This is a genomic window from Rubricoccus marinus (assembly GCF_002257665.1).
GTDB classification, from domain to species: Bacteria; Bacteroidota; Rhodothermia; order Rhodothermales; family Rubricoccaceae; genus Rubricoccus; species Rubricoccus marinus.
Genome location: NZ_MQWB01000001.1, coordinates 3,571,081 through 3,597,065 on the forward strand (window position 1 = coordinate 3,571,081; position 25,985 = coordinate 3,597,065).

Consider the following 25,985-nt stretch of genomic DNA (forward strand, 5'->3'; position numbering starts at 1 on the left):
TAGCTCGGGCGCGCGTCCCCTACATTATCAGGCCGCCGCGACGCCCCGTCCGGCTAGCCTCCGTGCCTGTGTCCGACGCTACCTCTGCCCCGCTCGAACCCACCGCTGCGCCCGCAGCCGACGTGTTCGACCCGGCAGAGGCAATTCGGCAAGCGCGCGCGTTTCTGGCCTTGCAAAGAGACATCGCAGGGCCGACGCGCTTTCTCGGGCCCGCCCCCGTTCTCAGCGCCCCGACCGCGCCAGAGGTATCGCCAGAAGGCGCGCTGAGTGCGCTACCCCATCTCGCCTCTGGCGCCGCGGCGCCGCCCACCCCGGCGCCTGTTGCCGCGCCGCTCGGTGCTCCGGCGCCTCCGCCCTCGCAAGAGGCCGCGCCCCCGATTGATCCTGCCTCCACGCCAGAGGCCCCTGACGACTCCGACTCCACCGTGCCCGACCTTTTCGGCGAACTGCCCGACCCCAGCCAGGACCCGACGCTCTCTCCCTATGAGCGCATCGCGAGCCTCATCCCGGAGGACTCCCCGCTGCGCGAGATGAACTCCCTGGAGGAGATCAACGCGTGGCTGTCCAAGACCGTCCTCGTGCCCATTGACGAGAACCGGATCAACCCCGTCCTCGGCACGGGTCCCGCCGACGCCGACCTGATGGTGATCGGCGAGGCGCCAGGGGCCGACGAGGACAAGACCGGCGAGCCCTTTGTGGGACGCGCCGGCCAGTTGCTGGACAAGATCATGGACGCGGTCCTCTTCGACCGCGACGAGATCTACATCGCCAACATCCTCAAGAGCCGCCCGCCCAACAACCGCGACCCTCTGGCGGAGGAAGTGGAAGCGCACATCCCGATTCTGTACAAGCAGATCGAGTTGATCCGGCCGAAAATGATTCTGGCCGTCGGCAAGAGCGCCGGCAATGGGTTGCTAGGCAAGTCGTCCAGCCTCGCGAGCCTCCGGGGCAAGTTCCACGACTACTACGGCATCCCGCTCATGGTCACGTACCACCCGGCCGCCCTGCTCCGCAACCCGCAGTGGAAGCGCCCCACGTGGGAGGACGTGAAACTGCTCCGCACCCGCTACGACGAACTCGGAGGCACCTCGCGCCGCCGCGACTCCTAGCCTCTGGCGCCCCATGGACCTCTCCGAGCTCCCCCCCCTTCCCGACGACGAGCCGCCGCGCCCTCTCCGCATCGACGACGAGGGGCACGATTTCTCGCTCGCGCAGCTGACCGGTGGCAACCGCCAGAGGCGGCCCGCGAAGGTCACGCCGCTGCGCGAGCAGGCCGGCCGGATGCCGCCTCAGGCCGTGGACGTGGAGCAGGCCGTGCTCGGCGCGCTCCTCATCGAACGGGACGCAATCCCGAAGGCCATCGAAGTCCTCCCTGCGGATTCGTTCTACGACTCCCGGCACGAGAAAATCTACGGGGCCATCCAGGCCCTCTTCGAACGCGCCAACCCGGTCGACCTCGTCACCTTGAGCGAGGAACTCAAGCGCCGCGGCGATTACGACGCCATCGGCGGGTACTACCTCACGGAGCTCACCACGCGCGTCGCGAGTGCCGCCAACGTGGAGTACCACGCGCGGATCATCGCGGAGAAGAGCCTCTTGCGGAAGCTCATCACCACGATGACCGGCGTGGTCGGCGAGGCGTTCGAGACCACGACGGACGCGTTCGACCTCTTGGACCGCGCCGAGCGCGAGATCTTTCAGATCTCGGAGTCGCAGCTCCGCAAGGGTGCCGTCAGCATGATGAGCGTCGTGAAGGACACGCTCACGCACCTCGAAAGCATCCATGGACAGGAGCAGGGCGTGACCGGCGTGCCCTCTGGGTTCACGTCATTGGACGCGATGACCGGCGGCTGGCAGAACTCGGACATGGTCGTGATCGCGGCCCGCCCGTCAATGGGCAAGACCGCTCTCTCTCTCGCGGTCACGCGTAACGCCGCGCTGCACCCTGAGAAGCCGACCGGCGTCGCGTACTTCTCCCTCGAGATGAGCGCGCAGCAGTTGGCGCAGCGTCTCCTTACCTCCGAGGCGCGTGTAGACGCCCAGGCCGCCCGTACCGGCCGCCTGCATGACGACGACTGGCCCAAGCTCGCGCGCGCCGCAGGCCGCCTCTCGGCCGCCAACATCTTTATTGACGACACCCCGGGCCTCGGCATCTTGGAGCTCCGCGCCAAGTGCCGGCGCCTCAAGGCTGAGCACGATATCGGCATCGTGATCGTGGACTACCTCCAGCTCATGCACGGCACGGCGCAGACCAAGGGCTCCAACCGCGAGCAGGAGATCGCGCAGATCAGCCGAAGCCTGAAGGGCCTCGCGAAAGAGCTCAACGTGCCCGTGCTCGCGCTGTCTCAGCTCTCGCGCGCCGTCGAGTCCCGCCCGGACAAGCGCCCGATGCTCTCCGACCTCCGCGAGTCCGGCTCTATCGAGCAGGACGCAGACGTGGTGATGTTCATCTACCGCGCCGAGCGCTACGGCATCACCGTGGACGAGAACGGCAACTCCACCGAAGGGCTCGGCGAGCTCATCATCGGCAAGCAGCGCAACGGCCCGATTGGCACGGCCAAGGTGGCGTTCGTGAACCAGTTCGCGCGCTTCGAGAACTTGACCAGCTACGTAGCCGCCGATCCGTACGGCGGAGGTGACCCCGGTTATGGCGCCGCGCCCTACGGCGACGCCCCCTACGGCGGTGGAGACGGCTCCGGCCCTCCTCCACTCCCGCCGCCCGCGACCGACGCGCCGTTCTAGCCTCTGGCGTCAGCAGGTAGCGCCAGAGGCGTTCTAGCGCGACGCTCGGTTTGACCGTACTGGGTCAGCAAGGCCGTTCGTGTCCGTGTCATCAATAATGACAGATTGAGCTGTAGCGCCGAGGAGCCTCTTGCGGAACGTGCCGAGGTCGCGCTCCCCTACGCCGAGGTCGGTCCCCTGCACCTCTTGGTAGAAAGGGCCACGGTCCGTCTCGATGCGGAAGTAGATCTCGTAGGACGCGATGTCTACATCTCCGCGGTTCAGAGCGCGGTACTCAACTGTCACAAACGAGCTGTCCTGTGTGAACGGCTCGTTGGTAAAGCCGAGAACTTCCGCGCCGAAGTCTGGATCGGTTGACGTACCGTTGTCGTCATCTTCCTCGCGGAGGAAGACCGTTGCACGTGTCATAGCGCCATCGCGCACCGCTACTGTAACGGTACCCGGATCATAGCCCACACGCGTCGCCGTGAGCGTATACGTCCCGACGAGAGCCGCGTTGATGGTGAACTGCCCGTCAGCGTCGGCAGTAATGGCATCCGTGGCAGGGCTCGTGGTAATCCCAGCGCTGGGAATGGGCGCTCCTGTATCGAAGTCGATCACGGTTCCCTGAATAGAACCAAAGCGTTCGATGTCGACGACACCGTCTTTACATGCGCTCAGCGTGAGAGCGAGGGTGCAGACCAAACCGAAGAGTAAAACGGAGCGCATCAATGTCGGTGGGATGTAGAGATCGGAATGTACCGACCGGGTTGAACACTACCGAACCATCCGCTCAAATGACTCCGTCGTGGTTTGGCCACTCGCCCATGTCACGACGAGTTCGGCCGTCACGTGGTCGCCAGAGGCCGTGTTCGTACGGCTCACCGAGAGGGTGTCCGTGGTACCGCCAGTCAAGTCAAAGCGGCCAGACTGGACGGAACGCGATGTCCCGCTCGCCCCGGACTTCAGCGCCGTGAGTGTGTAAGCGCCTTGCGCTGGGCCTCTGGCGAGGACGTGGAACGCGTAACCGCTGCCTGTTTCCGTTACGCCGAGTGCGACTGCGCCTTCAGGAGTGCTCGCGGTACTCGCGCAAGCAACAAAGGCGAGCATAGTTGCTAAGGTGATCGCGTTCATGCGTTTAACGGCGCTCAACCATCACTTGCATTCCACTGCCTCGTTGCTGGATCGACGCCGGCTTGAGGCCCTGTCCGACAACCTGAAAGGCCTGATTTGCGTCGCCGTACTGTTGTAGGGAGTGAACCTCACCGCTCACGCGGTCAGAGAGCAACGTGTACTGATTGCCTGTACCTGCCTGGATGGACTCGGGCCCGAGGACATTGCCGTCGCCGATAACATCGGCCACAAACTCGTTGTAGCTGCCGATCTGGCTGAGTTGGAACTGGTTGGAGTTCCCATCGATGAATAGGCCCAGTCTGTTGCCGATGCCTTGTTGCGTAAGGTCGACCCTGTTATCCGCTCCTTCTTGCGTGATCGCGGCGACGTTCGTTGCAGGCGAAACGCCAGCGGTGGCAGTGTTCAGTGCGCTTTGTGCGTTGACAGCACCGGAACCGATGACGACATCGGTGGAGACACCGAACGTTGATCCGGCCTGCTCCACGAATACCTCAGACTGGGCCGAAGCGGTGGCAGCAAGGGCGAACAGGAGAAGGGGCAGAAGGCGGGTCATCTGAGCGTAGTCGAGTGTGCATCTATTAAGTCCAACGTAAGCGCCACTTGTTTTCCAGTAATGTGCCTAGACGCCTCTGGCGCCAGAGGCCCCGCAATGCGAGGCGTGACGCCAGAGGCCGGAAGGCGTGCCGCCGGGCCGCGAGGTACGGCTTGGCGGCGGGAGTGCTAGTTTTGCGTAATGGTAGAGGTGTTGCTGCTGCCCACCACCTGCACGTCGGCCATGTTGCCCGTGCCCGTCTGCATCACGTTGATGGTGTTGGAGCTACCCTCGACGTAGAGGCCGGCATTGCCTTGCGGGCCGAGCGCCCCAGCAACAGAGTTGCCCGTGCCGTCCTGATCGATCGTGATCATGTTCGACTCGCTGCCGTTGGCCATGTAGCCGCGGAACGAGTTGCCCGAGCCGTCCTGATCGATGTCGACCGTGTTGAAGCTCACGCCACCGCCGGGGGCGGGGGGCGTGCCGCGGGCGTTCATGACCGCCGAGTTGTCGCTACCGATTTGGTCGATCGTGACGAGGTTGTCGTCACCCCAGATCTCGTAGGCGGCGTTGTTGTCGTCGCCGTCCTGGAGTACGGTAACATCGTTGTCGTTACCACTCATCGTGAGGCGAGCACTGTTGTCGTCGCCGAGCTGGTCGAGGTCGGTGAAGTTGCGGTCACCATCCTGGTTGATCCCTGGGTTGAGCGTGCCGAAGCCGTTGACATGTGCTTCGTTGCCCGAGCCCACCTGGTCGAGGTCGGCGACGTTCGCAAGGCCGTCCTGCCGGACGCCGGCGAAGTTCTCAGCACCTTCCTGCCGGACGTCCGCGTCGTTGGAAGTACCAATCTGATCGACGAACGCCTCGTTCGAGCCAGCGAAGGAGCTACCAACGATGGCGGCTCCCTGGTTGATGGTTGCGTCGTTGCTGCTTCCGTCCTGGGTAACGAACGCTTCGTTGGTGAAGCTCTCGCTTTCGGCAGCAGCACCGAGGCTGGCACCCTGGTTGACCGTTGCGTCGTTGTCGCTACCGTCCTGCTCAATCTCTGCGAGGTTTCCCTGGCCTTCAGCGCCAACGAAGGCACCTGCCGCCACACCCTGGTTGACGGTCGCGTCGTTGTCGCTGCCGTCTTGGTCGATTACAGCGGTGTTGCCTTCAGCTTCAGAACCAGCCAAGAAGCCACCGGCGACGCCCTGGTTCACCGTAGCGGTGTTGAAGTTACCAGCCTGGATGGTAGAAGCGGAGTTGTTGTCGGAGTCCGCCCCCGCAAGGCCAGCGTCAACGCCCTGGCGGACGGTCACGTCATTGTTGTCGCCGGAGATCTCGGAGGTGGCGCTGTTGCCGTCGCCGTCCTGGTCAATGTCGACATCGTTGGCCGAACCGGTGATGTAAACGCCCGAGACGCCGTAGACGGTACCGACGTTGTTGTCAGAGCCAGCCTGGTCCACGGTCACGACGTTGTCGTCGCCCGAGATGTCCACGTCGGCGTCCTGACCGGAGCCTTCCTGGTTGATGTCGACGTCGTTGTCAAAGTTAGGGCCGCGCTGGATGTCGACGAAGGCGCGCTGGTTATCGCCGTTCTGGGTGACGTCCACGAGGTTTCGATCGCCCGTGAGCTCGACGCGGGTGAGGCTGTTGCCACCCGTGGCTGCGCCGGCGTCGCCGCCGGTCTGAGTCACGTTGGTGATGTTCTCGTTGCCGGAGGACATCGTCTGGACGCCCTTATGGGAGTAGCCGTCCTGGGTGATAACGGTCTCGTTGTCATCACCGATCTGCGTGATGGCGCCTTCATGCTGGGCGCCTGCCTGGGTGACGGTGGCGTCGTTGTCGGCGCCGGTCTGGGCCGTGGTGGCCGTATTGCTCTGCGCCTGAGCGCTGACCGTGAGGCCGAACGCAAGAGCGAAAGCGAGAAGGAAGCGGTTCATGCTTTGGGGAATTGAGTGGTACTGAGTGCGTGAAACGGTCACGCGGTCCGGTGGCAGGAGAGTTGTAGGTGCCCGCGCCTCTGGCGCCAGAGGCCCCGCGGTGCGAGGCGCGGCATATCGCCAAAGGCAGCCGCCGGGCCGCGATGGTGCGGCCCGGCGGCGGGGGTGTTAGTTCTGAGTGATCGTTGAGGTGTTGTTGTCGCCGACGACGCTGACGCCTGCCCGGTGGAAGTTGCCCGTCTGGGACACAGAGACCGTGTTGAGGTCGCCATCTACCAAGAGGAAGCCTGTACCAGCTTGACCATCGCGACCGGCAATGTTCTGGTCGCCGTCTTGAATGATCGTGATCAGGTTGTCGGAACCGCCAGCCATGACGTTCGCCCTGTTCTTGAATCCTTCCTGGTTCACCACGTAGTCATTAGAGTTTGGCAGACTCAATGCGTCGTTCGAAGCCGAGTCAAACCCACGGATGTTCATCTCGTTTTGGTCGCCAACCTGGTCGACATCTGCAGTGCCATCATTCCCCGACACGCCTACGTTAGCACTGTTATCGTCTCCATCCTGAACCACATCCGTTTGGTTTCTTGAGCCGATAGTGGTAGTGGCAGCTTCGTTGGCCGACCCCTCCTGATATACGCCTACCGCATTACCATCGCCCACAGACCTAATACCAGGCTTGGCATTACCAGGAGCCACGTTTCGTGCATGGTTGAGCGAACCGTTCTGTTCAATCTTTCCATAGTTGGCATCGCCGTCCTGAATGATGTATGCCTCGTTGCTGTTTCCACCGTACTGATCGACGTACGCCCCTGCCGTGAAGCCCAAACCGTTGATGCCGGAGTTGACGCCCGTCTGTTCAATAGTGGCGTAATGGCTGTTTCCGGCTTGCGTGGTTGTTGCGTCGTTCTGAGCATTGGCCGCGCCGGCGAGGCCAAGCGCAAGGGTGAGTGTGAGGAGGTTTCGCATGGGAGTTGTGTGTTGGGATGCCCGTATGGGCGAATGAGTTGGTTGTGCGGCCGGATGCCGCGCCTCGCTGAGGTGACTGCCTCTGGGCCTGCGAGCGGCCATGGTGTTAGGAAAAAGGCAGCCTCTAGCGAGGTCGCCTGCGTGTTGTTCTTACGGGAAGGAGCCGGCGCTCTGGCGCACTAGCACCGTGTTCGAGTGCCCGGTTTGAATGATGTGCGCGACCGCGCCCCCGCCCTGCTGCACAAAAGCGCGGTTGCCAGAGCCAATCTGGCTCAAGACGATTCGGCTCGCGTCAGTCGAAAGGGCCGATGCCGCTATGCTTTCGTACCCCATCGCATCAAAACCTGCGAGCACGTTGCCGCTACCACTCTGTAGGATGTCCGCATAGGCGCCGCCACTCTGTTCTAAACGAGCGACGTGGTCCCCTGCGCCCTGCTGCGTGATTTGGGCGTCGCTTCCTCCCCCTACAGCCACTTGTACGAGTTCCACAGTGTTACGCGAACCCAGCTGATCGACGTAGGCGACAGATTGCGCGCTCGCGGACGAAGCGAGGAGAGAGAACACAAATGTTATGATGTTAAGCCTCATGCATAACACCCACTGAGGGCGCAAATACCTCCCCTCATCGCATTGATACAGCTGTGCTGTTGGCGATGAGACTCTGGGCGGGGAATCTCTAAAAGCGCGTGGTGAACAGGTCCCCGACGTGGGACTCTGCTAGCGAACAGAACCGGGACTACCGCCGTGAGGCGATTGAGTAGAAGCGGGACCACGAGGGGTCGCGCAGGCCGTCTGCAGGTGGAGGTTGTGCGTCACTTGGGGAAGGGGGGAAGGAGACATGCCAGAGGCAAGTCGTCTAATGCAACCTCAAGTGGTGGGGCGGCGGGGCCGCCTTGAGCTGCGATGTCAGCCGGAAGGGCTCCGCAAATAGGCTCCCTGAAAAGCCCATGCCAGCCGCGACGTGGTCCTAACTAATGACCGCGAGGGGAAACAAACCGTACCGCTCAAAAAAAATGAATGCGCCACGCTTTCAGCGCACATAGGCGACCCTGAGGCTTCAAAAACCGCAGATCCTAACGGCCATTTTGTCAATCACAACTCAGCCCTCTGCCCTCTCTACTCCACTCTCCCCAGGGATATCTGTGGCGTATCCGCTGCTACCCCCACTTGCTCAGCGCCCTGAATAGAAGACAAACCCTGCCTGCACACTCCACACGTTGTCGTTGACTGACCCGCGGTTGACCAAGGTGTCTAAGCCCTCTAGAAAGGGATACGTCAGTCCTGCCTCAATTTGAAACGCGACAGCACCAGACAGACGGCTCTCCAGACCTCCGAACATGGTACCGTATGCAAACACGCTGTCTTCGCCCCACACAGACAGAGCCCCTGCGCCAGCGGTAAAGGTTGGTGATGTCTGCGCACTAGGAAGTAGCCGAGCCTTTACCACTCCTCCGGCCCCTAAGAAGGGCTCTGCCGAACCTGCTATGTCAAGAAGGCCTGCTTCACCTCTGGCGCCAAAGGAGAGCCCCGTCATAAGCGGATAGCTCAGCGTAGCCGCTCCAATCGGCTGAGCGCTCGCCTCGGCATAATCGGTCTCGAACTGGCTGACCCCACCCGTGATTGCAAACGATGCCCCATCGCGTGACCGATCCGACACGAGTCGGTCAAACGAGTCGCGGCGGCGATTTTCTACCACGTCCGCGTCGTAAGCTTCTATGTATCGCCGCGTCTGAGGAGCCTCTGGCGACTCGAAACTCCAGAGGCCATCCCGAGAGCCTTCTACAACCAGCGCGCGAACTGCTTCCTCAATCGCGGCTGTAACGGCCAGAACCGGAGGCTCGTTGGTGCTGTACCCCGCCTCCGTCTCCAAGATGGCTTTGGTGTCGACAAAGCGAAATACTCCCCCATCAAGCTTCTGCGAGACGATGGTCTTAGTCGTGTGAACAGACTTCAGAACGCGGCCGTTCTGGACAGAGACAGCGCGTAGATAGAGAGTGATCTGGTCCTGGCGAAACTCGCCGCTTCCCCCGACGCCTAAAAGACGCGCACCAGCGCCGCCCGTGATCACGTTAGAGTCGTAGCCAATGATGCCGCCCTCTAGAAGCACGCCAGCATACAACAGTGGAGGGAGCGGTCCGAGGCCCTGACCTTCAGGTCCCGTGTATTGCTGCCGCGTTGTCGATATGATCTGGCGCTCGTTGAGTAGGTTCGAAAGGCCTTCTCTCTCGATAGGCACAAAGAACCCTGAAGCCTCTAGAGCGCGCATGAGAATGCTCGTGGCCCCTTGTGTCACCACGTTGGAAAACGTAGAGGAGTTCTCCAAGGCGCGGTACTGACCTGTTTGATCCCGGAACCGATACACTGCGACGACGACGGGGTCAGAGGGAGCGGGTGTAGATTCTAATAGCTCAGCTGAGACCGTAGCGGGGGGACCGCTCCTTGCTTGCTCCACCTTGAACGGGTCTGCAAATCGGGGCGAGCAACCAGCCGCGCACAGAGCAGCGGCAAGGAGGAGAGTAAGACGCACGGTGTTCGAGTTGTAGTCGGAGTGGGAGGGAGTACCTCAGCGCCCCCTCGCGACGGGTAATCTGAGAAGGAGCGTATTTGCCCCCTTACGGATTGGGAATCGAAACGATTGTCTCGTCTCCTGTCAGGATGTTGAACACGCGTACAGACACGCCATCTAGTCCCGGAACGACCTCGACTTGAAAGTCTCCCAGCGAGAAGGTGCCAGGGCGCGTGAGATCGAGGTCCCCGAACCGGTCCGAGATAAGCTCTCGGGAGAGCTGGTTCAGGATTTGACGCTGAAGCGAGGACTCGAAGTCTGCCAGCGGGTCCCGCGTGAACCGATTGAGGGAATCATCTTCCTCCTCGTTTTGGAGCTGTGCCGACTGCAAAAGCCAGCTGTAGTTCGTCGTGAACCCGCCGAACGCCGGGTTTGTGGGCTGATAGACGAGTTGCTGGGCGGATGCAGAGCTCCCCCACGCAAAGGCTCCTAGGGCGACGACAAAAAGTGCAAGGCGCATAACGTAGAGTATGTAAGCGAGTGACTGGCGCCATTCTACGAACGCCGCGCTCAACCACGTGGCAGGCGCCGAAGTGTAGCAATCACGGCCTGACGCGCAACCTCTTCCGCTTCCTCCTCCCGAATGGGGAGCCGGGCTTGGTAGATCAACTCTCCGTCCAATTGGATCGCAATCAGGGTTCCTTGGCCGGGCAAGGGGCTTTCAGAGATCACGACGCTGAAAAACGACGCTTCTACGGGTGGCCGCCAGAGACGAAAAAACACGTCGTAGAAGTAGCCCCCAGTGCGAGTGAGGGTCTCATCCACGACGAGCTTCCCGATCCCGAGTTGGGGATCGCGTAGCGAGTCTGCTGCCGTCTCACTTTCGCGCATGACCAATACCAGCGTCTCATTGACGATGTCGCGATACGTTCGCGAGTAGCCATACGGGATCCACTCGGCCCTCGCAGTTGTGTCGTCGGCGCTGGAATCCGGCACCGCTGGCGACTGGGCGACGGCGCCCGCCGGTAACAGAGCGAGTGAAACGAGAAAGAGGCGTCGCATCTCGCGAACCTAACCCATAGGCTTCGTTCCAAGCGCGCAGCGAGCGGATTGCAGCCGGACAGATCGGTGCTACGCTCTCGCCTCTGGCGCCAGAGACGGCAGGTCCGACTCACCGATGTCCAGATGGGGCCAGCGCTCACGCAAGAGCGAACTCAGGCGCCGAAGCCCCCATGCCTCAGCACGGTCCTGACCGACGGCGACGGCGAGCGTGCCTGTCTGACGCGCCGCCTCGCGACCCGGCTTGCGGAGCTGGCCGGTGAGGTACACGGCCGCGCCTCTGGCGGCGGCATCGCGCACCATCGCATCCGTCATCGCGCCCGCAAGGGCAACGGCGGGAGCCGGAGCGCTGGCCACGTCGCCCCAAGTCTCCTCGATTCCACCAAACTCGCGCCGGATGGCCTCCAACACGTCGGCCACAGACCGCCTCTGGCGGACCTGCCCGATCAGGCCCATCGCGTTGCCATCACGCCGGAGGGGCTCGTCATTCGGGTCTAGATCTAGCGCTTCGGCGAGCGTTGGGTTGACGCCGATGGAGTGCCGGTCGTCCAGCGCACGGTGCACGGCGAGGACGCCTACGCTTTCGGGAAGCGCGGCAGGCCACAATCCAAACGGCCGATGTATCAAGACGGCGTCTGCGCCAGAGGCCCACCGGTACGGCGGCGGGCCGGCGTCGAGCCGTAGAACGAGACGTTCGACAGAACGGCCAGAATCGATCCACACGCCCGCTGGGTCCCCTTCTCGGTGGTAGCGCTCACGGTCCAGGTGCGGCGCGAGGTGATCGGCGATGTCTCGGACGGTCGGCATAGAGCCCCGTACCGCCTCTGGCGGGTACCGGTTCGCCAGAGGCCTAATAGGCCGTGGTGACCAGGATTGCGTGATCTGCTGCGTCGAGGCTTACCACGAACAACTGGTCGTACTGGTCGTGGTCAAGGGGCGCAAGGGCTTCTCCTGAGAAGGCCCCTGCGACTTGCGGCGTCGTGTTGCTATGGCCGACAACGACCGCCACGCTGCCACGGGGGAGCACCTGGACTCTAGCGACCACATCGTCCACGTATCCGGGCACGCCTCCGTCGCCTATCGGCACCACGACTACTTCTACGCCTGAAGCTTTCGCCAGAGGTGCGGCGGTTTGTCGCGTCCGGCGGTACGGCGTCGCGTAGACCGCGTCGGCTCGGCCGATCCGCATGGCCAATCTCCTGGCGCGCTCATGGCCTCTGGCGCTCAGTGCGGGATCACGCGAGCCATCGTCTGCAGCTTCCGCGTGGCGTACCAGGTAGACGGTCGTCGGGGGAGGTACCTCGGGCGTCCCGGTGCATCCGATCAAGACGGCGAACGAGGAGAGGAGCGCACGCATAGCGAATGCCGGAGAATCAGCGCCTTTCGGAGGCGCGCTGCCGTTCGTTGAGCCAGCCGGGGGAGGCCGCGCCAGAGGCCCACTGGAAGTCGCGGGCTGACCGTCCCTGGCCAATTCGCTGTAGCGATGTGCCCAGTGGAGCGCGAGGACTCTCGCTCACGCCGATGTCCTGGAATAGAAGGCCTCTGGCGTCGGTGAACGATCCTTCCCAGGTAAGCGCCTCGACCGTTTCCCCACGAGGCGAGACGAGCGCGATCCCATCGGGACTGCCGTTTTGTAGTCCCGGAATCGCGATCCACTCCGTCCCGATCCCGTCCCCGACCAAGCGGCCCGCCAGAGGCATCGTGTGGTAAGCCGTACCGTTGCTGCCGTTCACCGCAAGCAGAGTCCAGCCTTCCAGACTCGTACCGTCCGGTCCAGCGATCTCAACGCCCTCCCCGGAGTCGTCGCCTTCGTTGTCGTAGTGGATCTCGTTGATCCACAGCACCCCGCCAGAGGCAGCCGGGCGTGGGACCTCTGGCGTCGGGTTCTGAGGTGTAGGAACAGGCGCTCCTGTTCTGACGCCTCCGTTCCAGATCCTGTCTGCGAGCGTGGGGTCGATAATGAAGGGGTTCTGCGTGCCCTGAAGGCTGGCAACCCACACATTGCGAACCTGCTCGCGGTCGTCTGGCGGATCCTGCCGGTTCCAGACCAGAAGGTCCTGCTCCATGGACTCGAAAAAGCCACGATCTACCTGCTCGGGATACACCGCGACCACGTAGAACACGGCGCGCGCGATGTCTCCCTTTCGGTCTTCCCGCGGCTCAAACTTCCCGTCCCCGCGCTCGCTCCACGGCGCCAGAGGCGGATCTGGAATTTGCGACTGGCTCGCGTCCGCTAGGTACCAGGCATCGGTCTGGGAGTCGGGGACTTCGCCGAAGGGGAGGTTGCCGCGCGAGGAGTTGACGGTCTGGCGCGATGGGAACAGGTGGTGGAGGTCAGAACGGAGCGGCTCTTCTCGCGCGCCCTTCGACTGCGGCCACACGTGCTCGGCGTTGATGCCTCTGGCGTCGGCAGCCTGGGACGCGTCGCCCGCGCCCAGCGTGACGCAGTACTCGGTGTAGATCCCGCACACCACGCCCTGCGTGGACTGCTCCCACCCGTAGAGTTCGTCTCTCGCGCGGCTGTAGCCAAGCGTCCGAACGGGCGAGAAGTCCCGGTCTAGAACCCCCAGCAGATCGCCCGCAACCACGTCGGTATACAGCACGGCCTCTGGCGGAGGCGCGCCGGGACCAGCGGTGGAAACGCGCGGCCGCGTCTCGCACCCGCTCACGAGCAGCAAACATGCGCACGCCAGTGCGGCGCCAGAGGCAAACAGTCTCATGTCTCTTCGTCGACGAGCGCGACGTGGCGGAAGTAGGTCTGCTCCTCGAAGGACGCGCCAAGCGCTCCGACGGCGAGACCGATGGAGGCGACAAACCCAGCGAACACGACGACGTGGTGTAGCGCGATGGTTTCGCCGAGCGTGGCGGCCCAGCCCTCCAAAATCGCGCGGTCGAACAGAAGCGCGGCGAGGCCGAGCGTGCCGACGAACATCAGCGCGTACGTCGTCGCCATGCCGATAGCGACGGCTAGCAGGACCGACGCTTCCGAGACCACGCGCTGCTCACTGCGCCGGCGGCTGCGGCGGTGAACCAGAAGCCTCTGGCGCCTCACGAGGTACACGCTTGCGACGAACAGGATCGCGAGGGATAGGGCGGCGACGAGCCACGCCGGTTGCCGAGCGCCTAGATCCCACGCCTCGGCGGTCATCACGAGGACGACGAGCGTGGAGACAGCGGCCGTCGTCAGTTTCGCGAACTGGAACGGGAAGCGCCAGGGGCGGATCTGCCGCACGGCATCAATCACGTCGGCGCGTTCCCGCCAGAGGCTGCGCACGGTGAACACGACGTTGCTGATGCGATGCGCGTCGGCACGTTCTTCCATGCGGGGGTCCGCCACGTCGGCGATCTCCTCGCTCAGTTCCTCAACCTCGGCAGGCGAGTAGCGCCGCATCCCGTCCAGATCCGACGAGGCCCGGATATCGTGCATCAGGTCCTCTGGCGCGTCGCGGTGACCCAGGCCGTTGAGGTGCCCAAGTTCGTGGAGCGCGAGGGTCGCGATGCGGTCAGCGAGACGCTCTGGGTCGGGCAGGGCATCGCGCAGGACCGGATCCAGACGCGCGACGGAGAGAACGGCCACGCCCAGCGCCTGCGAGGGCGTGCCCAGGGCGAACGGCCTGAACCGCGCGCGGAGGTCCGCCGCCGTTACGACAAGCGCGAAGTCCCACCCACCGAGGTCGCGCTCCGCAGCGCCCACGTCCAAGAGATCTACCGGTTCGGCCCGCGCCCCAGGCACCACGTCCCGGCGGCGGATCGACGGCAGGCGCCAGTCGAAATCCGGCAGTGCCCGCCTCAGTTCGTCGCGGACCAACTTCCTCGCGAGCGATACCGACCGCCTCTGTGCGTCGCTCAACCCGCCCGCCAGCACCCACCCGACAACGACGGGCGGCGACGGTTGAACCGAGGGCTGCGGATGGGATTCGGGTTCCACGGAGGTCCTGAGGGGGCCTCGAAGCTAGACAGTGATCTGCTCTAGCGCCTCTGCGCCAGAGGCCTCTGGCGAGGTCTTGGACCCACAAAAAAGTGGCCTCTGGCGCGATGCCAGAGGCCACAGGCTGTCAGACAGCGAAGCGGGGACTAGCGGTAGCCGCCGCCGCCACCACCGCCGTAGTTGCCGCCGCCACCGCCGTAGCCGCCGCCGCCACCGCGGTTGCCGCCACCGCCGCCGTAGCCACCACCACCGCCGTAGCCGCCGCCACCACCGCCATCACGACGTGGGGGACGCTCGCCGCGGGGGCGCGCCTCGTTAACGGTCAGCGGGCGGCCGCCCATTGGGCTGTCGTTCAGGTTCTCAATGGCGGTGCGAGCCGCGTCGTCGTTGGACATCTCGACGAAGCCGAATCCGCGCGAGCGGCCGGTGTCACGGTCCTTAATAACTGTGGCGCTGGAGACCTCTCCGTGCGCTTCGAAGATCTCCCGGAGCTCGTCGTCAGTGGTCGAGTAGGGGAGGTTGGCTACGTAAATATTCATGGGCTGGCTTATCGTGCAAAAGGGGAAAAACGCGAACGAGCACCCCGCCAGCCAGCCGGGCGCTCGCATTCAATGTAGATCAACGCACGACGGGGCGCCGGGTTCGCTTCCGAACGCGCGCGATTCGCACACCGACGAGAACGCGCCTCTTGCGCCAGAGGCCGCGGTAGGGCTCAGTCCAGGCCGTACTCCGCCGCGATCTCCTCCGGCGTGAACGCGTCCTGCTCAGATTCCGGCATCGCCGCCTTGGTCACCACGTGCCTGCCGATGACCAGCGCGTCCATGTGCGTGCGGCGGAACACGCGGACCGCGTCCTCGGCGCTCCCCACGATGGGCTCTCCCCGGACGTTGAACGACGTGTTGACCAGCACCGGGCAGCCGGTGCGCGCTTCGAAGGCCTTCAAAAGGTCGTAGTAGATCCCGTTGCGGGCTTTCGTGACGGTTTGTACGCGGGCACTTCCGTCCACGTGCGTGACCGCCGGAACGGCGCTGTCGATGCTCGTGAGCCGTTCCAGACCCTCCCCTTCGATCTTCGCGTCCCGCACCGGACCGACGAGCAACATGTAGGGCGACGCGTCGCCAGAGGCCTCGGGCGTTTCGCCCTTCTCTTCCTTTACACCTCCGAGGTCGAAAAACTCGTCGGCGCGTTCCGCGAGCACACTTGGCGCGAACGGGCGGAAGCTCTCGCGGAACTTGATCTGGAGGTTCACCTTCCGCTGCACCTCCCGGCCTCTGGCGTCAGCGAGGATGCTGCGGTGGCCCAGTGCGCGCGGGCCGAACTCGGCGCGGCCTTGAAACCACCCCACGGTCTGTCCTTCCGCCAGGAGTTCGGCAGTCCGCGCTACCACCTCAGCGTCGGTCGCGAACGTCTCGATAGGCAAGCCTGCCAGAGCCGTCTTTATGTCCTCCTCCTCTGGCGCCGGTCCCAGGTAACTCCCCTGCATCCCGTCGCCAGAGGCAGCGGTTCGAGGCTCATTGCCCCAGTGGTGCGCGGCCATGAGTGCGGCGCCGAGTGCGCCTCCTGCGTCGCCCGCAGCGGGCTGGATCCAGATGTCGTCGAACGGCCCCTCGCGCAAGAGGCGACCGTTGGCCACGCAGTTGAGCGCGACGCCGCCGGCCAAGCACAGCTTCGTCTCGCCGGTCTCTCGGTGGACGTGATGGGCCATCCGCACCACCGCCTCCTCCGTGACCTCTTGGATGCTCCGCGCGAGGTCCATGTCGCGCTGCGCCAGAGGCGCCTCGGGCTGGCGACGCGGGAAGCCCAGCAACTCTTCCATTGCGCGGCCGGTCATCGTGAGGCCCGCTGCGTAGGTGAAGTAGTCCATGTTCAACCGGAACGAGCCGTCCTCACGCAGATCGATCAGGTGCTCTCGGATGATGTCCACGTACCGCGGCTCACCATACGGAGCGAGTCCCATCAATTTGTATTCGCCAGAGTTAACCCTGAACCCGCAGAAGTACGTAAACGCCGAATAGAGCAATCCGAGCGAGTGCGGGAAGTGGATCTCGCCATGGATCTGAAGCGCGTTGCCTCTGGCGGTACCCCACGAGGTTGTCGCCCACTCCCCTACCCCGTCGGTCGTGAGAAAGGCGGCACGGCTGAACGGGCTCGGGAAGAACGCGCTTGCGGCATGACTCTCGTGGTGCTCAGGGAATATGAGGGGCATCGGGCTCTCCCTGTCTTCCAAGCCGAGCTCTCTCTTGATCAGGTCCGGGATCCAGAGCTTTTGCTTGAGCCAGAGCGGCATCGCTTTGATAAACGATCCCAACCCCCGCGGCGCGTACGAGAGGTACGTCTCCAGCAGCCGCTCGAATTTGAGCAACGGCTTGTCGTAGAACGCGACGGCGTCCAGGTCCTCAGCCCTTATGCCTGCCTTGCTGAGGCAGTACGCGACAGCGTGCGTGGGGAAGCCCGCGTCGTGCTTACGGCGCGTGAACCGCTCCTCCTGTGCAGCCGCGACGATCTCGCCGTCGCGCACGATGGCGGCGGCGGAGTCGTGGTACCAGCAGGAGATGCCGAGAACGGTCATAGGGGCCTCTGGCGCCAGAGGCTAGAAGTAGCGTTCGAGCCGCTCAGGCGTGGACGGTGCCGGGGCGTCGCGAAGGATCCAGTACGAGTCCTCGGCTGGATCTGGATGCTTCGTCAGAGGGTCTTTGCCCAGCGCGCGAAGGATCAGGCCGATGGGCAAGATGACGAGCACGAATGCGAGTGTCAGGATCACGCGCGTCATGACAAAGCCCATCGCGAAAGCGAGGCCCATCCAAACCTTGTAGACCGGCCGCAACACCACCGGTAGGGCCGCTCCTAGCGCGATGAGTGCGCACCCGAGGCCGCCTAGGATCTGCGCGAGCGTGGTCAGCTCCCATCCGTTTCGCCACGCCGAGATCAGCGCGATGCCTGCGAACACGCCGCCGACGACGAGCCCAAACTTCCGCAACGCCGGGACCGACACGTCGAGCTCGCGCACCTCGGCTGCCACCATCGCCAGAGGCGACGGGCCGGAGCGTCGGGATGGGCGAGGTGCGGGCATGAAAGCCTCTGGCGGTGGGAACGCCGAAGCTACGGGCACGCTGGGCGCCGGCTCTCCCCTCTTCAGTCCGGTCGAACGTCTTTCGCGTGGCATCTCCGCGCCAGAGGCTACCGAGGCGTCCGGAGGTCCGTGGCGTTGACGGCGTGCTCCCAGAGCAGGTCGCCAGCGGCGTCGAAGGTCTTCATGGTGAGAGTCCGCGTCTCACGGGGTCCGCTAAAGGTGAGCGTCCCGAAGTTGTAAACGCCTGCGACGAGCGTGCCGGGCACGCGGACCGGGTTCTCGAACTCCGGTGAGTCCTCGCGCGTGGCGTAGGTGGAGGCGCCGGCCGTAAGCGGGCTGGAGGTGAAGTCATAGAGCGGGTACGTCCCGTTCCGCTCCACGCGGATGAGCTCCGTGTGGTGCCGGTCGCCCGAGAGAAACACGACGCCGTCGATTTGCCTCTGGCGAAGCTCTTCGAGGAAGTACGCGCGCTCCACCGGCGCGATAGCCGCGTACGTCTCGAAGATCTGGACCGGGTTCAGGATCTGTCCCCCGTTGGCGATGATCTTGAACGTCGCGCGGCTCGCGGTGAGAGCGTCCAACAGCCAGCGAAGCTGCTCCGCGCCGAGGTACTCGCGCTCGTTTGCGGGCGCGCTGTTGGGCGCACGGTGGTAGCGGTCATCCAAGAGGAACACCTCGGCATCCCCCCACTCGAACTGAGTAAACACGCCCGGCACGCCAGAGGCTCCATACGTCGGGTTGGGCCAGAAGCGCTTGAACGTCTCCAACGCGGCCTCTTTGTGGATGTACGAGCGGTCGGAGTCGTTGGGGCCGAAGTCGTGGTCGTCCCACGTCGCGTAGTGCGCGGTGCTCGCGAGGAGCGGCTGCAAGTCTGCAGCCTCTCGGCTTTTCGCGTAGCGGTAGTCAATGCCCTCGGGGCTCCACCAGTCGACCTCGCGGAGGTACACGTTGTCACCCAGCCACAGCATCGCGTTCGGCCTCTGGCGCTGGATCGAGCGGAAGATGGTCGTCGGCCCACCGTAGGGCCGGGTAAACGCGAGCGTGTCCGCGTAGGCCCGATCTGGTCGGTCGTACGGTGTGTCGTTGTCGTAGTAGCACGAGCCGAGCGCGAGCGTAAACGTGGGCGGGTCGGTCCTCCACTGCCACAGCTCCTGCGTCGTGATCTCCAGCGGGTACGCGGTTACCACCTCCTCCCCATCCACGCGGACGGTGTACGTCGTGGTCTCGCCCGGCTCCATGCCGAACAGCGCGACGCTCGCCGTGCCATCGTGCGCGGTCCGCGCCTGGCCTCTGGCGCCAGAGGCCGTGGTGACTTCGACGAGTGCGGGCGCCTCGGTCTGCACCCAGACGGTGGCGCCGCGGTGGGTCACGTCGGCGAGCATGGGTCCAGAGCGGAGGATCCCGTTGGGATCGGCCTGAGCAAAAGCGGAGCCGCTGGCGCCAGAGGCGACGAGCAGGAGGAGGAGAGCGCGGTGCAACATGGGATCAGAAAAAACGCCGCGCCCGGCTGGCGGGTGCGGCGTGGATGGGGGTGCGGACGCCAGAGGCTAGTCCTCGTCTTCGTCCTCGAACTCGGGCGCGGGGCGAACGTCCCAGGCCAGCATCTGCTCGATGTCGGCGGAGTCCTCTTCGTCCTCGCCGTCGAGCAGGAACGTGTAGTCGCCGAGCTTGCGGCGCTTGCTCTCGGCGACGCGCTTCCACAACGTGCCGTCCTCGTCGGTGAACTCGTCTGGGAACGGGCTCCGCACGCGGTGGCTGGGGTGGTAGTTACGGTACGTCTTGGCTGCCTCGTAGAGCGCCGCGCGGCGAGCGCCGGGGCGCGTCGTGCTGCGGCCAACCACGCGGAAGGGCGCGATGGTAATGGAGGCGACGATCTCGTCACCCTCAGCCTCGGGCAGGTCGGTCTCGATCGGGTTCCCCTCCTCGTCCACCTGCTCCTGGTCGCTGTACTCGGGCCGCATCACCTTGAACTCGTCGGGGTGCGGATATGCGCTGCGTTCGTCGAACATCTGGTCGTTTATCGTCGTTGGGCCGCGAAGGTACGCCCGCGGCGGCGCTCTTCCCCCCGCCAGAGGCGTGCTTTCCTGCATGATTCACCCCGCACGGCCCTTGACGGTTTCTTCGGCTCGTGTAGCTTTCCCCATCCTTTGCCGCCACCTCTCATGGCCGATCCCTTCTCGCTCTCCAGCGACGACGACTTCGAGGATGACCTCGACAACGACCTGGACCTCGATGACGAGGACATGGACGACGATTTTGAGATCGACGATGACGACCTCGATTTCGGCGACGACGATCTAGACCTCGACGACGAAGACCTCGACGAGGACTTTTAAGCAGCACCCTTTAAGCGTGCTGTTGTGGCGGGCTCTACGCTGATGCGTCTGGGCCCGTTCTTGTGCTAGGCAGCTCGGCCCTAGGTTCGGCGCAGCGCTTAACGTACGGGCGAGATCTACGACGCCTGCACGGCGGTCCACCATTCGGCGTAGGGTGTGTTCTCCGGCTTCATCCGGTTGTAATCCTCTCCATCCCACCACGTGGGCCCGCGCTCGCCGAGAGCCACCTTGGCCTCGTGCACGCGGCCTCTGGCGTCACGTTCGGCTGCATCGTCCCCAGAACGTTTGGCGGTGCCAACGTCCCTCCGGGCGGACATCAAGTCCTTGACGAGCCTCTGGCGCGTGTCGTCGTCGAGATCGGGGTTGGAGCAACGCCAGAGGATCCCGTTGTGGACGAAGTAGCGTCCGCCGGGAGTCGAAGGCAAGTGGTCTGGACAGGTCGGCATGGCAACGTGAGGGGTTGCCGCCGTACCGACCTTTCCGGGGTCCGTTCCGTCAGGCGCGCGCGGTGTTCGCAATCTCCGCCCACTCCTCTGCGCGCGGCAACGCTTTGGCCGCTTCCGTTTTGGCGTCGAGGTAGTAGCTCGCGAATGCGAGCCGCTCCGCCGCAGAGGCGCTGGTCGTTTCCACGAGGTCGCAGAACGAGGTGATCTGCTCCTCGTTGACGTCGCCCGAGATGTACTGCCCTAGGAGAAGGGCGAAGGCGTGCGGCTGGGATTGGGTAGCGGTAGTCATGGTTGCGCGGGGAAGGTGGAAAGCGCGTTTACACGTCCTTCACCAATCCCGTGCCAATCTTCGGGCCGTTCGCGGAATGGCTCTACCACTTCAGCCAGGGCGCATAACGGAACGCCAGGGTTCCGTCTCCGTGATCTACGATCTCTCCACCCCTGTCCCTTTTTGTACGAGCGCCTCGAGATCTGCTCCCCTCGATGCTGCCTTTCCACGGGGCCTCTGGCGCCAGAGGCCGCTTACTCCGCTTCGGGTTGCCCGCCTGGACGCCAGCGGAGCTTGAAGGTGGGACGGCGGACTTTGAACTCCGGGAGTTCGTAGCGGCGCCGGCGCCGACGTGGCTCAAGCCACCGGAGGTCTTCGAGAACCTGCAAAAGAGCCGGGAAGAACACCAGGGTAGCCGCCATCGTCGCGCCGATTCCGACGACCGCCAGAAGCCCGATGCTTCTGAGCCCTGGGTGTGAGGAGAGCAGCAATCCTCCGAAGCCGATGAGGTTGGTCAGCGCACCCATCGTGACGTGCTCGCCCGTGGATCGGAGCACGCGGCGAATGGAGCCCTTCCCCTCCTCCCGGTACCGGTGCGCAATGTGGACGCCTCCGTCGTTCCCAATTCCCAGCACGGTAGGAAGCACGACGAGGTTGTAGAACGTGAGCGTCACTCCGGAGATCACCATCGTTCCCAGCATCCACAGAATGCCGACCGCCAGAGGCGCCATCGCGACGAGGGACCACTTCAGAGATCGGAAGGTGAGCCAGACGAAGAGGAACACCAGCAAGAACGTAATCCCGACCATCCGCGGACTTTCTTCCTGCATCAGCCGCAACATGTCAGCCGCTACGAGCTGTGTGGACGCGGCGTAGAACGTTTTTCCTTCTTCCGTTCGGACCTCACCTACCAACTCAGCAAACCGAAGCGAGCGAAGCCCATCGGAGAGCGACCCACTGGGGAACACGACAACGAAGTTGCCAATCTCTCCAGTTTTGGATGTGAATGGGCGCGTTAGGAAGTCTGGGACGGAGTCTAGAGGAATCCCCTGCGTTGCAGAAGCGGCTCGGCGCAATCGCGCCACCTGTCCGGTGGTGTCGGCTGCTAAGAAGGGGTCGTCCAGAACGGTGCGGAGTTCGCGGAGGCTTTCGAGCTTGGCTCCGATCCCCTGGGGCTGAGTCGGCAAGCGCTCTTGCAAACTCTCGACCGCCAGGATGAGTGAGTCGCGTCCGGCGAGGTCGCTGAGCGCTTCTGTGACGCGGCGCACGTCGTCGGCCTCGTCCACCAGGATGTAGGCGGGGTTTGAGCGGCTGCTTCCGCTAAACACCGGAGCGACGGCTTCTGCCCTCTCGTCGTACTCCGGGTAGGTCGGGGACAGCTTCGAGAAATCGTACTCGAACCGAACCCGGGGAAGGAGCAGCAGTGCGACGGCTACGATCGCGAGGCACACACCGAGGATGGTGCGCGAGAACGGGAAGCGCCGATCCGGTTCGTACGTGCTCGCCTCTCCCTGAATACGGAGGTCGAGAATCCGGAAGCGCTCAGCCAGCGACAGAAGCGCAGGGAGAACGATGAGCATCGCGACAAGCGCGAAGATGATTCCGATGCCGCCGATCAGCCCGAACTCTGAGAAGCCTCTGAAGTCCGCGATCATCAGCACGAACAGCGCCGACGCTGTCGTCATCGCGGAGACAGCCACAGCTTGCCCGGTGCTCGCGAACGTCTCCTCTGCAGCGTCTGCGGCATCGCGCCCGGCCTTCCGTTCCTCGGTATAGCGAGCGTAGAAGTGAATCCCGTAGTCGATGCCGAGCCCGAACAACACGAGACCCAGCGTGCTCGTCATCAGGTTCAAGGTCCCGAACGTGATGGCTGCAACGGCGCCCGCCCATGAGAGCGCCATGAGCAATGGGGTCGCCAGGAGCAGAGCCGTTACAGGAGTACGGAGGATCTCGCTGAGCAGTACGCGCAGCACGAAGCGTCCGCCCGTCCGCGTCTGGGTTGTCTTGTACAGGAAGTACAGCGCCACCGTCAGCAGAACGGCGAACACTCCGGCTCCGAACGACCGGCTCACGTCCTCCGTGATCGCGCGAACCTCGACGGACTGGCGCAAGAGGCGGCCCGCGTTGGTCACCACCATCTCCGGGTGGAAGCGTCCCGCCTGCATCGCGATGACGAGACTGTCCATCGCTAGGTACGTGTCCTCGACGTACCCCAGGTCTGCCTGCGAGCCCGAGGGGTACAAGCGGATGGCTAGCGTGGTGGAGTCCGGGCTTGCGAGGTACTCCCCAAGGTTCAGCGACTCGAGATCGCCCCTCAGTCGACTGAGGCTCTCCTCTTGCGCTCGGCGCGAGCTATCGGTCTCGGGTCGCAAGAGGTCGACCCGTAATGGATCGTTCGCGGCTCTCACTTCCCGGGACTTCTGACGCAGGAATGATTCTAGCCGGTCGAGTTCCTCGTTGGTGGCGAAGTAGAGGGCGTTCCGTTCGATGAACGAGACATCTCGCCGGTAGTCCACCCGCGTAAACACCGGGGTCCCATCACCTTGACGTAGCGCTAGCGCCTTGGGGATGATCGCTTCGGCAAACGCCTTGTTCGCATCGAACGACGGGCTACGAATCGCCACGTCCACTGTGCTCTCTGCACCGACGGTGTCTTTGAGCCGGTTCAACGCTCGGACGCTCTCGTAGTCCTCCGGGAGGAGCTGTGCGAGATCCGCATTCACATTCAGCTTGACGACCTGCGTCAACGCGAGGCCCGTCATTGCCAGAGCTACCACCACCACGAACAGGGGGTGCCGAACGACGAAGCGAATGAGGGGACGGAGTGCTTGGAAGAGCAAGTCTGCGGGCGGGCGATGGCCTCTGCTGAGACGGCAAGAGTAGCGGTTCTCGCGCCATCAGAGACGGTGTTTCACATGAAACAATCCGTACGCGCCCTTCAGCACACGGCCTCTGGCGCTAGAGGCATACCCTCCGGTGCGCGGAACAGGGGACCTCCGCGACAGCGTGAACGCTCCGTGCCGCAGAGCGATCTTTGCCCCACCACCTCTCCCCTACTATGGCACACACGTACGACTCCCTTTCCGTCGGAGACACATTCACGTTCACACGGTCGGTCTCAATGGCTGACGTTCAGTCCTTCGCGGACGTGACGGGCGACGACAACCCGATCCACATCAGCGAAGAGGCGGGCGCCGCGAGCCGCTTTGGGCAACCCGTCGTCCACGGGGTGTTCCTACTTGGCCTCGCATCCAAAGTCCTCGGCCGCGACTTCCCTGGCGATGGCTCCGTAGCGGTCTCCCTCTCCGCAAAGTTTCTCCGCCCCGTACCGGTCGGTTCAGAAATCACCGTCGAAGTCAAGGTGGCGGAGAAGATGGATCGCCACAAGCACGTCCGGATCCGCCTCTACTGTTACATGAACGGCAAGATGTGCGTCGGAGGCGAAGCTGTCGTCATCCCCCCGCCGGAGGCGTAGCACTTCGGCGCTAGAGGCCGCCCGATACCGTTTCACGTGAAACGAAAGCGCCCGCTGACCGATGAGGCCAGCGGGCGCGACTGCGTAATAGCGGACGGCTTAGCGAGGGAGCTTGAGCTGCGTACCCGATGGGATCGTTTCACTCAGCCCAACCTGATTCAAAATGGCAAGTCCCTCTGGCGTCAAGCCCGGGACGTCTGCACGCCCGTTCAGGAAAGATGAGAACGGAGCCGAACGGTTCACCGTCACGACGTCCAGACGGACGGGCTGGCGGTTGAGGTACTGAGAATCGGAGAGGCGCTGGAAGCTGCGCATCGTCCGGCTGAACTCTGGGGCGTAGGTCTGGTAGCCCTGCTGGTTCGTGTAGCCCAAGATCTCGTAGACGTTTCCGCCGTACTCGATGTAACTGGCCAGGAAGCTGATGCTACCTGTCTGCTGAGCGGCCTGCCCTTCCAGAAGCACGGCGGGGTTTCCGTTCGCGGAGTAGTTCTCCTGACCGGTCACGGAGATCCCCTGCTGACCTCTCAGTTCCTGAGCTGCTTGAGCGGCGCTGGACTGGCTCGCGAGTGAGAGCTGAAGGATCGCGCGGCCGTTGGGCTCCCCGATGAGGACAGCCTGGCGGGTATTGGACACCTGCCACCCGTTTGGAACCGTAAAGCGGAACGCGAGCTCGGGGTGGTAGAACACGCCGTTCTCAACGAAGCCCTCGCGCGGGTTCTCACCGAGAACCATGCCCTCTATCTCAGCGAGGTACTCGGACGCGTTCACCATTGTCCCCTCGTACAGCGAGGCGAGTTGGGGGATGGTCTGCTCACGCTCCGACGGATCTGGGTGCGTCGAAAGGAAGCTCGGGAGCGCGCCGCCGCCGGCCTCTTGAATACGACCCAGGCTCCGGAAAAAGTCAGCGGCCTGCGCCGCATCGTATCCCGAGAACTCCGAGTACGCAACGCCCGCCTCGTCGGCCTCACGTTCGGCGTCTCGTCCGTACTTCAGGAAGAGTAGTTGAGCACCCTGGCTTCCGTACTCCAGGATTCCCTGCGCGAGGTCTCCCCCGCCAAGTACAGCGCCACCGATCGCAGCGCCGACGACGCCTAGTTGGCCGAGCTGCGCCTTGAACGCCTGGCGAGACGAATGCTGCGCTACGACGTGACCAATCTCATGACCGAGGACCATCGCGAGCTGAGCCTCATTGTCGAGGTGAGCCATCAGGCCCCGAGTGACATACACGTACCCGCCAGGAAGCGCGAACGCGTTCACGACCGGGCTGTCCAGAACACGGAACGTGAACGGCGTTTGCCGGATCTCGCTAAACGCGGCCCGATCGAGCTGTACCTCGCCAGAGGCCGCCGCACGCTCAATGGCATCGAAGGCGTTGGAGAGAACCACGTTGCCGAGCTCGTCCACGTAGTCCGCGACGCCCGCGTTGGTGGTGAGACCGTACTGAGCAACGATCTGCTGATCGGCCTGCCCACCGAGTTGGACCTGTTGCGTCCAGGAGTACGCACCACGCTGGCTCTCGCCGGTTACGAGGTTGACGTTCTGCGCGCCGCAGCCCGAGAGGACGAGAAAGACGACGAGGAATGGCAGCCTCTGGCGCCAACGAGAAAGGAAGATCATAG

Annotated in this window: 26 protein-coding genes; 4 read left to right on the forward strand and 22 right to left on the reverse strand. The window is 63.9% G+C overall.

Annotated elements, in window-relative coordinates; translation table 11 throughout:
- The first annotated feature begins 68 nt into the window (after positions 1-68).
- Both BSZ36_RS19740 and dnaB read left to right on the forward strand, forming a co-directional pair.
- A complete protein-coding gene (locus BSZ36_RS19740; RefSeq protein WP_218827698.1) occupies positions 69-1,109 on the forward strand; it encodes a uracil-DNA glycosylase in 1,041 nt (346 codons plus the stop codon).
- Positions 1,110-1,122: 13 nt separating this feature from the next.
- On the forward strand, positions 1,123-2,742 hold the full coding sequence (gene dnaB, locus BSZ36_RS15225) for a replicative DNA helicase (protein WP_094550469.1): 1,620 nt from the start codon (positions 1,123-1,125) through the stop codon (positions 2,740-2,742).
- Positions 2,743-2,775: 33 nt separating this feature from the next.
- On the opposite strand, the gene BSZ36_RS15230 is transcribed toward dnaB, so the two are convergent.
- The 18 genes from BSZ36_RS15230 to BSZ36_RS15310 all read right to left on the reverse strand — a co-directional run bounded on the left by BSZ36_RS15230 (position 2,776) and on the right by BSZ36_RS15310 (position 19,850).
- Positions 2,776-3,450 carry a carboxypeptidase regulatory-like domain-containing protein gene (locus BSZ36_RS15230; protein ID WP_094550471.1) on the reverse strand — a complete coding sequence of 225 codons (675 nt, stop codon included), beginning with the start codon at positions 3,448-3,450 and terminating at the stop codon, positions 2,776-2,778.
- Between the two features lie 48 nt (positions 3,451-3,498).
- Positions 3,499-3,831 carry a curli-like amyloid fiber formation chaperone CsgH gene (gene csgH, locus BSZ36_RS19045; RefSeq protein ID WP_143536922.1) on the reverse strand — a complete coding sequence of 111 codons (333 nt, stop codon included), beginning with the start codon at positions 3,829-3,831 and terminating at the stop codon, positions 3,499-3,501.
- A gap of 28 nt (positions 3,832-3,859) precedes the next feature.
- Positions 3,860-4,408, reverse strand: coding sequence for a hypothetical protein (locus BSZ36_RS15235; protein WP_094550473.1), 549 nt, complete (start codon positions 4,406-4,408; stop codon positions 3,860-3,862).
- 167 nt (positions 4,409-4,575) lie between these two features.
- A complete protein-coding gene (locus tag BSZ36_RS15240) occupies positions 4,576-6,312 on the reverse strand; it encodes a hypothetical protein (protein ID WP_094550475.1) in 1,737 nt (578 codons plus the stop codon).
- 168 nt (positions 6,313-6,480) lie between these two features.
- Positions 6,481-7,278 (reverse strand): hypothetical protein, encoded by a 798-nt coding sequence (locus tag BSZ36_RS15245; protein WP_179271213.1) that lies wholly within the window; start codon positions 7,276-7,278, stop codon positions 6,481-6,483.
- Positions 7,279-7,428: 150 nt separating this feature from the next.
- A complete protein-coding gene (locus BSZ36_RS15250; RefSeq protein ID WP_094550479.1) occupies positions 7,429-7,866 on the reverse strand; it encodes a hypothetical protein in 438 nt (145 codons plus the stop codon).
- Between the two features lie 583 nt (positions 7,867-8,449).
- Positions 8,450-9,805 (reverse strand): CsgG/HfaB family protein, encoded by a 1,356-nt coding sequence (locus tag BSZ36_RS15255; RefSeq protein ID WP_094550481.1) that lies wholly within the window; start codon positions 9,803-9,805, stop codon positions 8,450-8,452.
- An 85-nt stretch (positions 9,806-9,890) separates the two neighbouring features.
- A complete protein-coding gene (locus tag BSZ36_RS15260) occupies positions 9,891-10,304 on the reverse strand; it encodes a curli production assembly/transport component CsgF (RefSeq protein WP_094550483.1) in 414 nt (137 codons plus the stop codon).
- Positions 10,305-10,354: 50 nt separating this feature from the next.
- A complete protein-coding gene (locus tag BSZ36_RS15265; RefSeq protein WP_094550485.1) occupies positions 10,355-10,846 on the reverse strand; it encodes a CsgE family curli-type amyloid fiber assembly protein in 492 nt (163 codons plus the stop codon).
- A 69-nt stretch (positions 10,847-10,915) separates the two neighbouring features.
- Positions 10,916-11,650 (reverse strand): Nif3-like dinuclear metal center hexameric protein, encoded by a 735-nt coding sequence (locus BSZ36_RS15270; RefSeq protein WP_094550487.1) that lies wholly within the window; start codon positions 11,648-11,650, stop codon positions 10,916-10,918.
- Positions 11,651-11,693: 43 nt separating this feature from the next.
- Positions 11,694-12,200, reverse strand: a complete 507-nt coding sequence (locus BSZ36_RS15275; protein WP_094550489.1) for a SixA phosphatase family protein — start codon at positions 12,198-12,200, stop codon at positions 11,694-11,696.
- A 16-nt stretch (positions 12,201-12,216) separates the two neighbouring features.
- A complete protein-coding gene (locus tag BSZ36_RS15280; RefSeq protein WP_094550491.1) occupies positions 12,217-13,563 on the reverse strand; it encodes an endonuclease in 1,347 nt (448 codons plus the stop codon).
- Positions 13,560-14,771, reverse strand: coding sequence for a DUF2391 domain-containing protein (locus tag BSZ36_RS15285; protein WP_143536923.1), 1,212 nt, complete (start codon positions 14,769-14,771; stop codon positions 13,560-13,562). Before BSZ36_RS15285 ends, BSZ36_RS15280 begins: the two co-directional genes overlap by 4 nt.
- A gap of 146 nt (positions 14,772-14,917) precedes the next feature.
- Complete coding sequence (locus BSZ36_RS15290; protein WP_218827700.1) at positions 14,918-15,310, reverse strand: RNA recognition motif domain-containing protein; 393 nt, start codon at positions 15,308-15,310, stop codon at positions 14,918-14,920.
- Positions 15,311-15,483: 173 nt separating this feature from the next.
- Complete coding sequence (locus tag BSZ36_RS15295; protein ID WP_094550497.1) at positions 15,484-17,340, reverse strand: carbamoyltransferase family protein; 1,857 nt, start codon at positions 17,338-17,340, stop codon at positions 15,484-15,486.
- 21 nt (positions 17,341-17,361) lie between these two features.
- Positions 17,362-17,841 (reverse strand): SxtJ family membrane protein, encoded by a 480-nt coding sequence (locus BSZ36_RS15300; RefSeq protein WP_143536924.1) that lies wholly within the window; start codon positions 17,839-17,841, stop codon positions 17,362-17,364.
- Positions 17,842-17,948: 107 nt separating this feature from the next.
- Positions 17,949-19,322: an alkaline phosphatase D family protein gene (locus BSZ36_RS15305; RefSeq protein ID WP_094550501.1), complete on the reverse strand. Its 1,374-nt coding sequence runs from the start codon at positions 19,320-19,322 to the stop codon at positions 17,949-17,951.
- 66 nt (positions 19,323-19,388) lie between these two features.
- Positions 19,389-19,850, reverse strand: coding sequence for a hypothetical protein (locus BSZ36_RS15310; protein ID WP_094550503.1), 462 nt, complete (start codon positions 19,848-19,850; stop codon positions 19,389-19,391).
- 153 nt (positions 19,851-20,003) lie between these two features.
- Here BSZ36_RS15310 and BSZ36_RS19520 point away from each other — a divergent pair, with 153 nt between their 5' ends.
- Positions 20,004-20,177 carry a hypothetical protein gene (locus BSZ36_RS19520; protein ID WP_179271214.1) on the forward strand — a complete coding sequence of 58 codons (174 nt, stop codon included), beginning with the start codon at positions 20,004-20,006 and terminating at the stop codon, positions 20,175-20,177.
- A gap of 116 nt (positions 20,178-20,293) precedes the next feature.
- Here the strand turns inward: BSZ36_RS19520 and BSZ36_RS15315 are convergent, their stop codons facing one another.
- The 3 genes from BSZ36_RS15315 to BSZ36_RS15325 form a co-directional block, all read right to left on the reverse strand.
- A complete protein-coding gene (locus BSZ36_RS15315; protein ID WP_218827701.1) occupies positions 20,294-20,602 on the reverse strand; it encodes a hypothetical protein in 309 nt (102 codons plus the stop codon).
- A 70-nt stretch (positions 20,603-20,672) separates the two neighbouring features.
- Positions 20,673-20,912: a hypothetical protein gene (locus BSZ36_RS15320; protein ID WP_094550507.1), complete on the reverse strand. Its 240-nt coding sequence runs from the start codon at positions 20,910-20,912 to the stop codon at positions 20,673-20,675.
- A gap of 233 nt (positions 20,913-21,145) precedes the next feature.
- Positions 21,146-23,731 carry an efflux RND transporter permease subunit gene (locus tag BSZ36_RS15325; protein ID WP_218827702.1) on the reverse strand — a complete coding sequence of 862 codons (2,586 nt, stop codon included), beginning with the start codon at positions 23,729-23,731 and terminating at the stop codon, positions 21,146-21,148.
- Positions 23,732-23,949: 218 nt separating this feature from the next.
- On the opposite strand from BSZ36_RS15325, the gene BSZ36_RS15330 reads away from it, so the two are divergent.
- Positions 23,950-24,366, forward strand: a complete 417-nt coding sequence (locus tag BSZ36_RS15330; RefSeq protein ID WP_094550511.1) for a MaoC family dehydratase — start codon at positions 23,950-23,952, stop codon at positions 24,364-24,366.
- Positions 24,367-24,465: 99 nt separating this feature from the next.
- Here the strand turns inward: BSZ36_RS15330 and BSZ36_RS15335 are convergent, their stop codons facing one another.
- Positions 24,466-25,983: a M48 family metalloprotease gene (locus BSZ36_RS15335; RefSeq protein ID WP_094550513.1), complete on the reverse strand. Its 1,518-nt coding sequence runs from the start codon at positions 25,981-25,983 to the stop codon at positions 24,466-24,468.
- Positions 25,984-25,985: the final 2 nt, after the last annotated feature.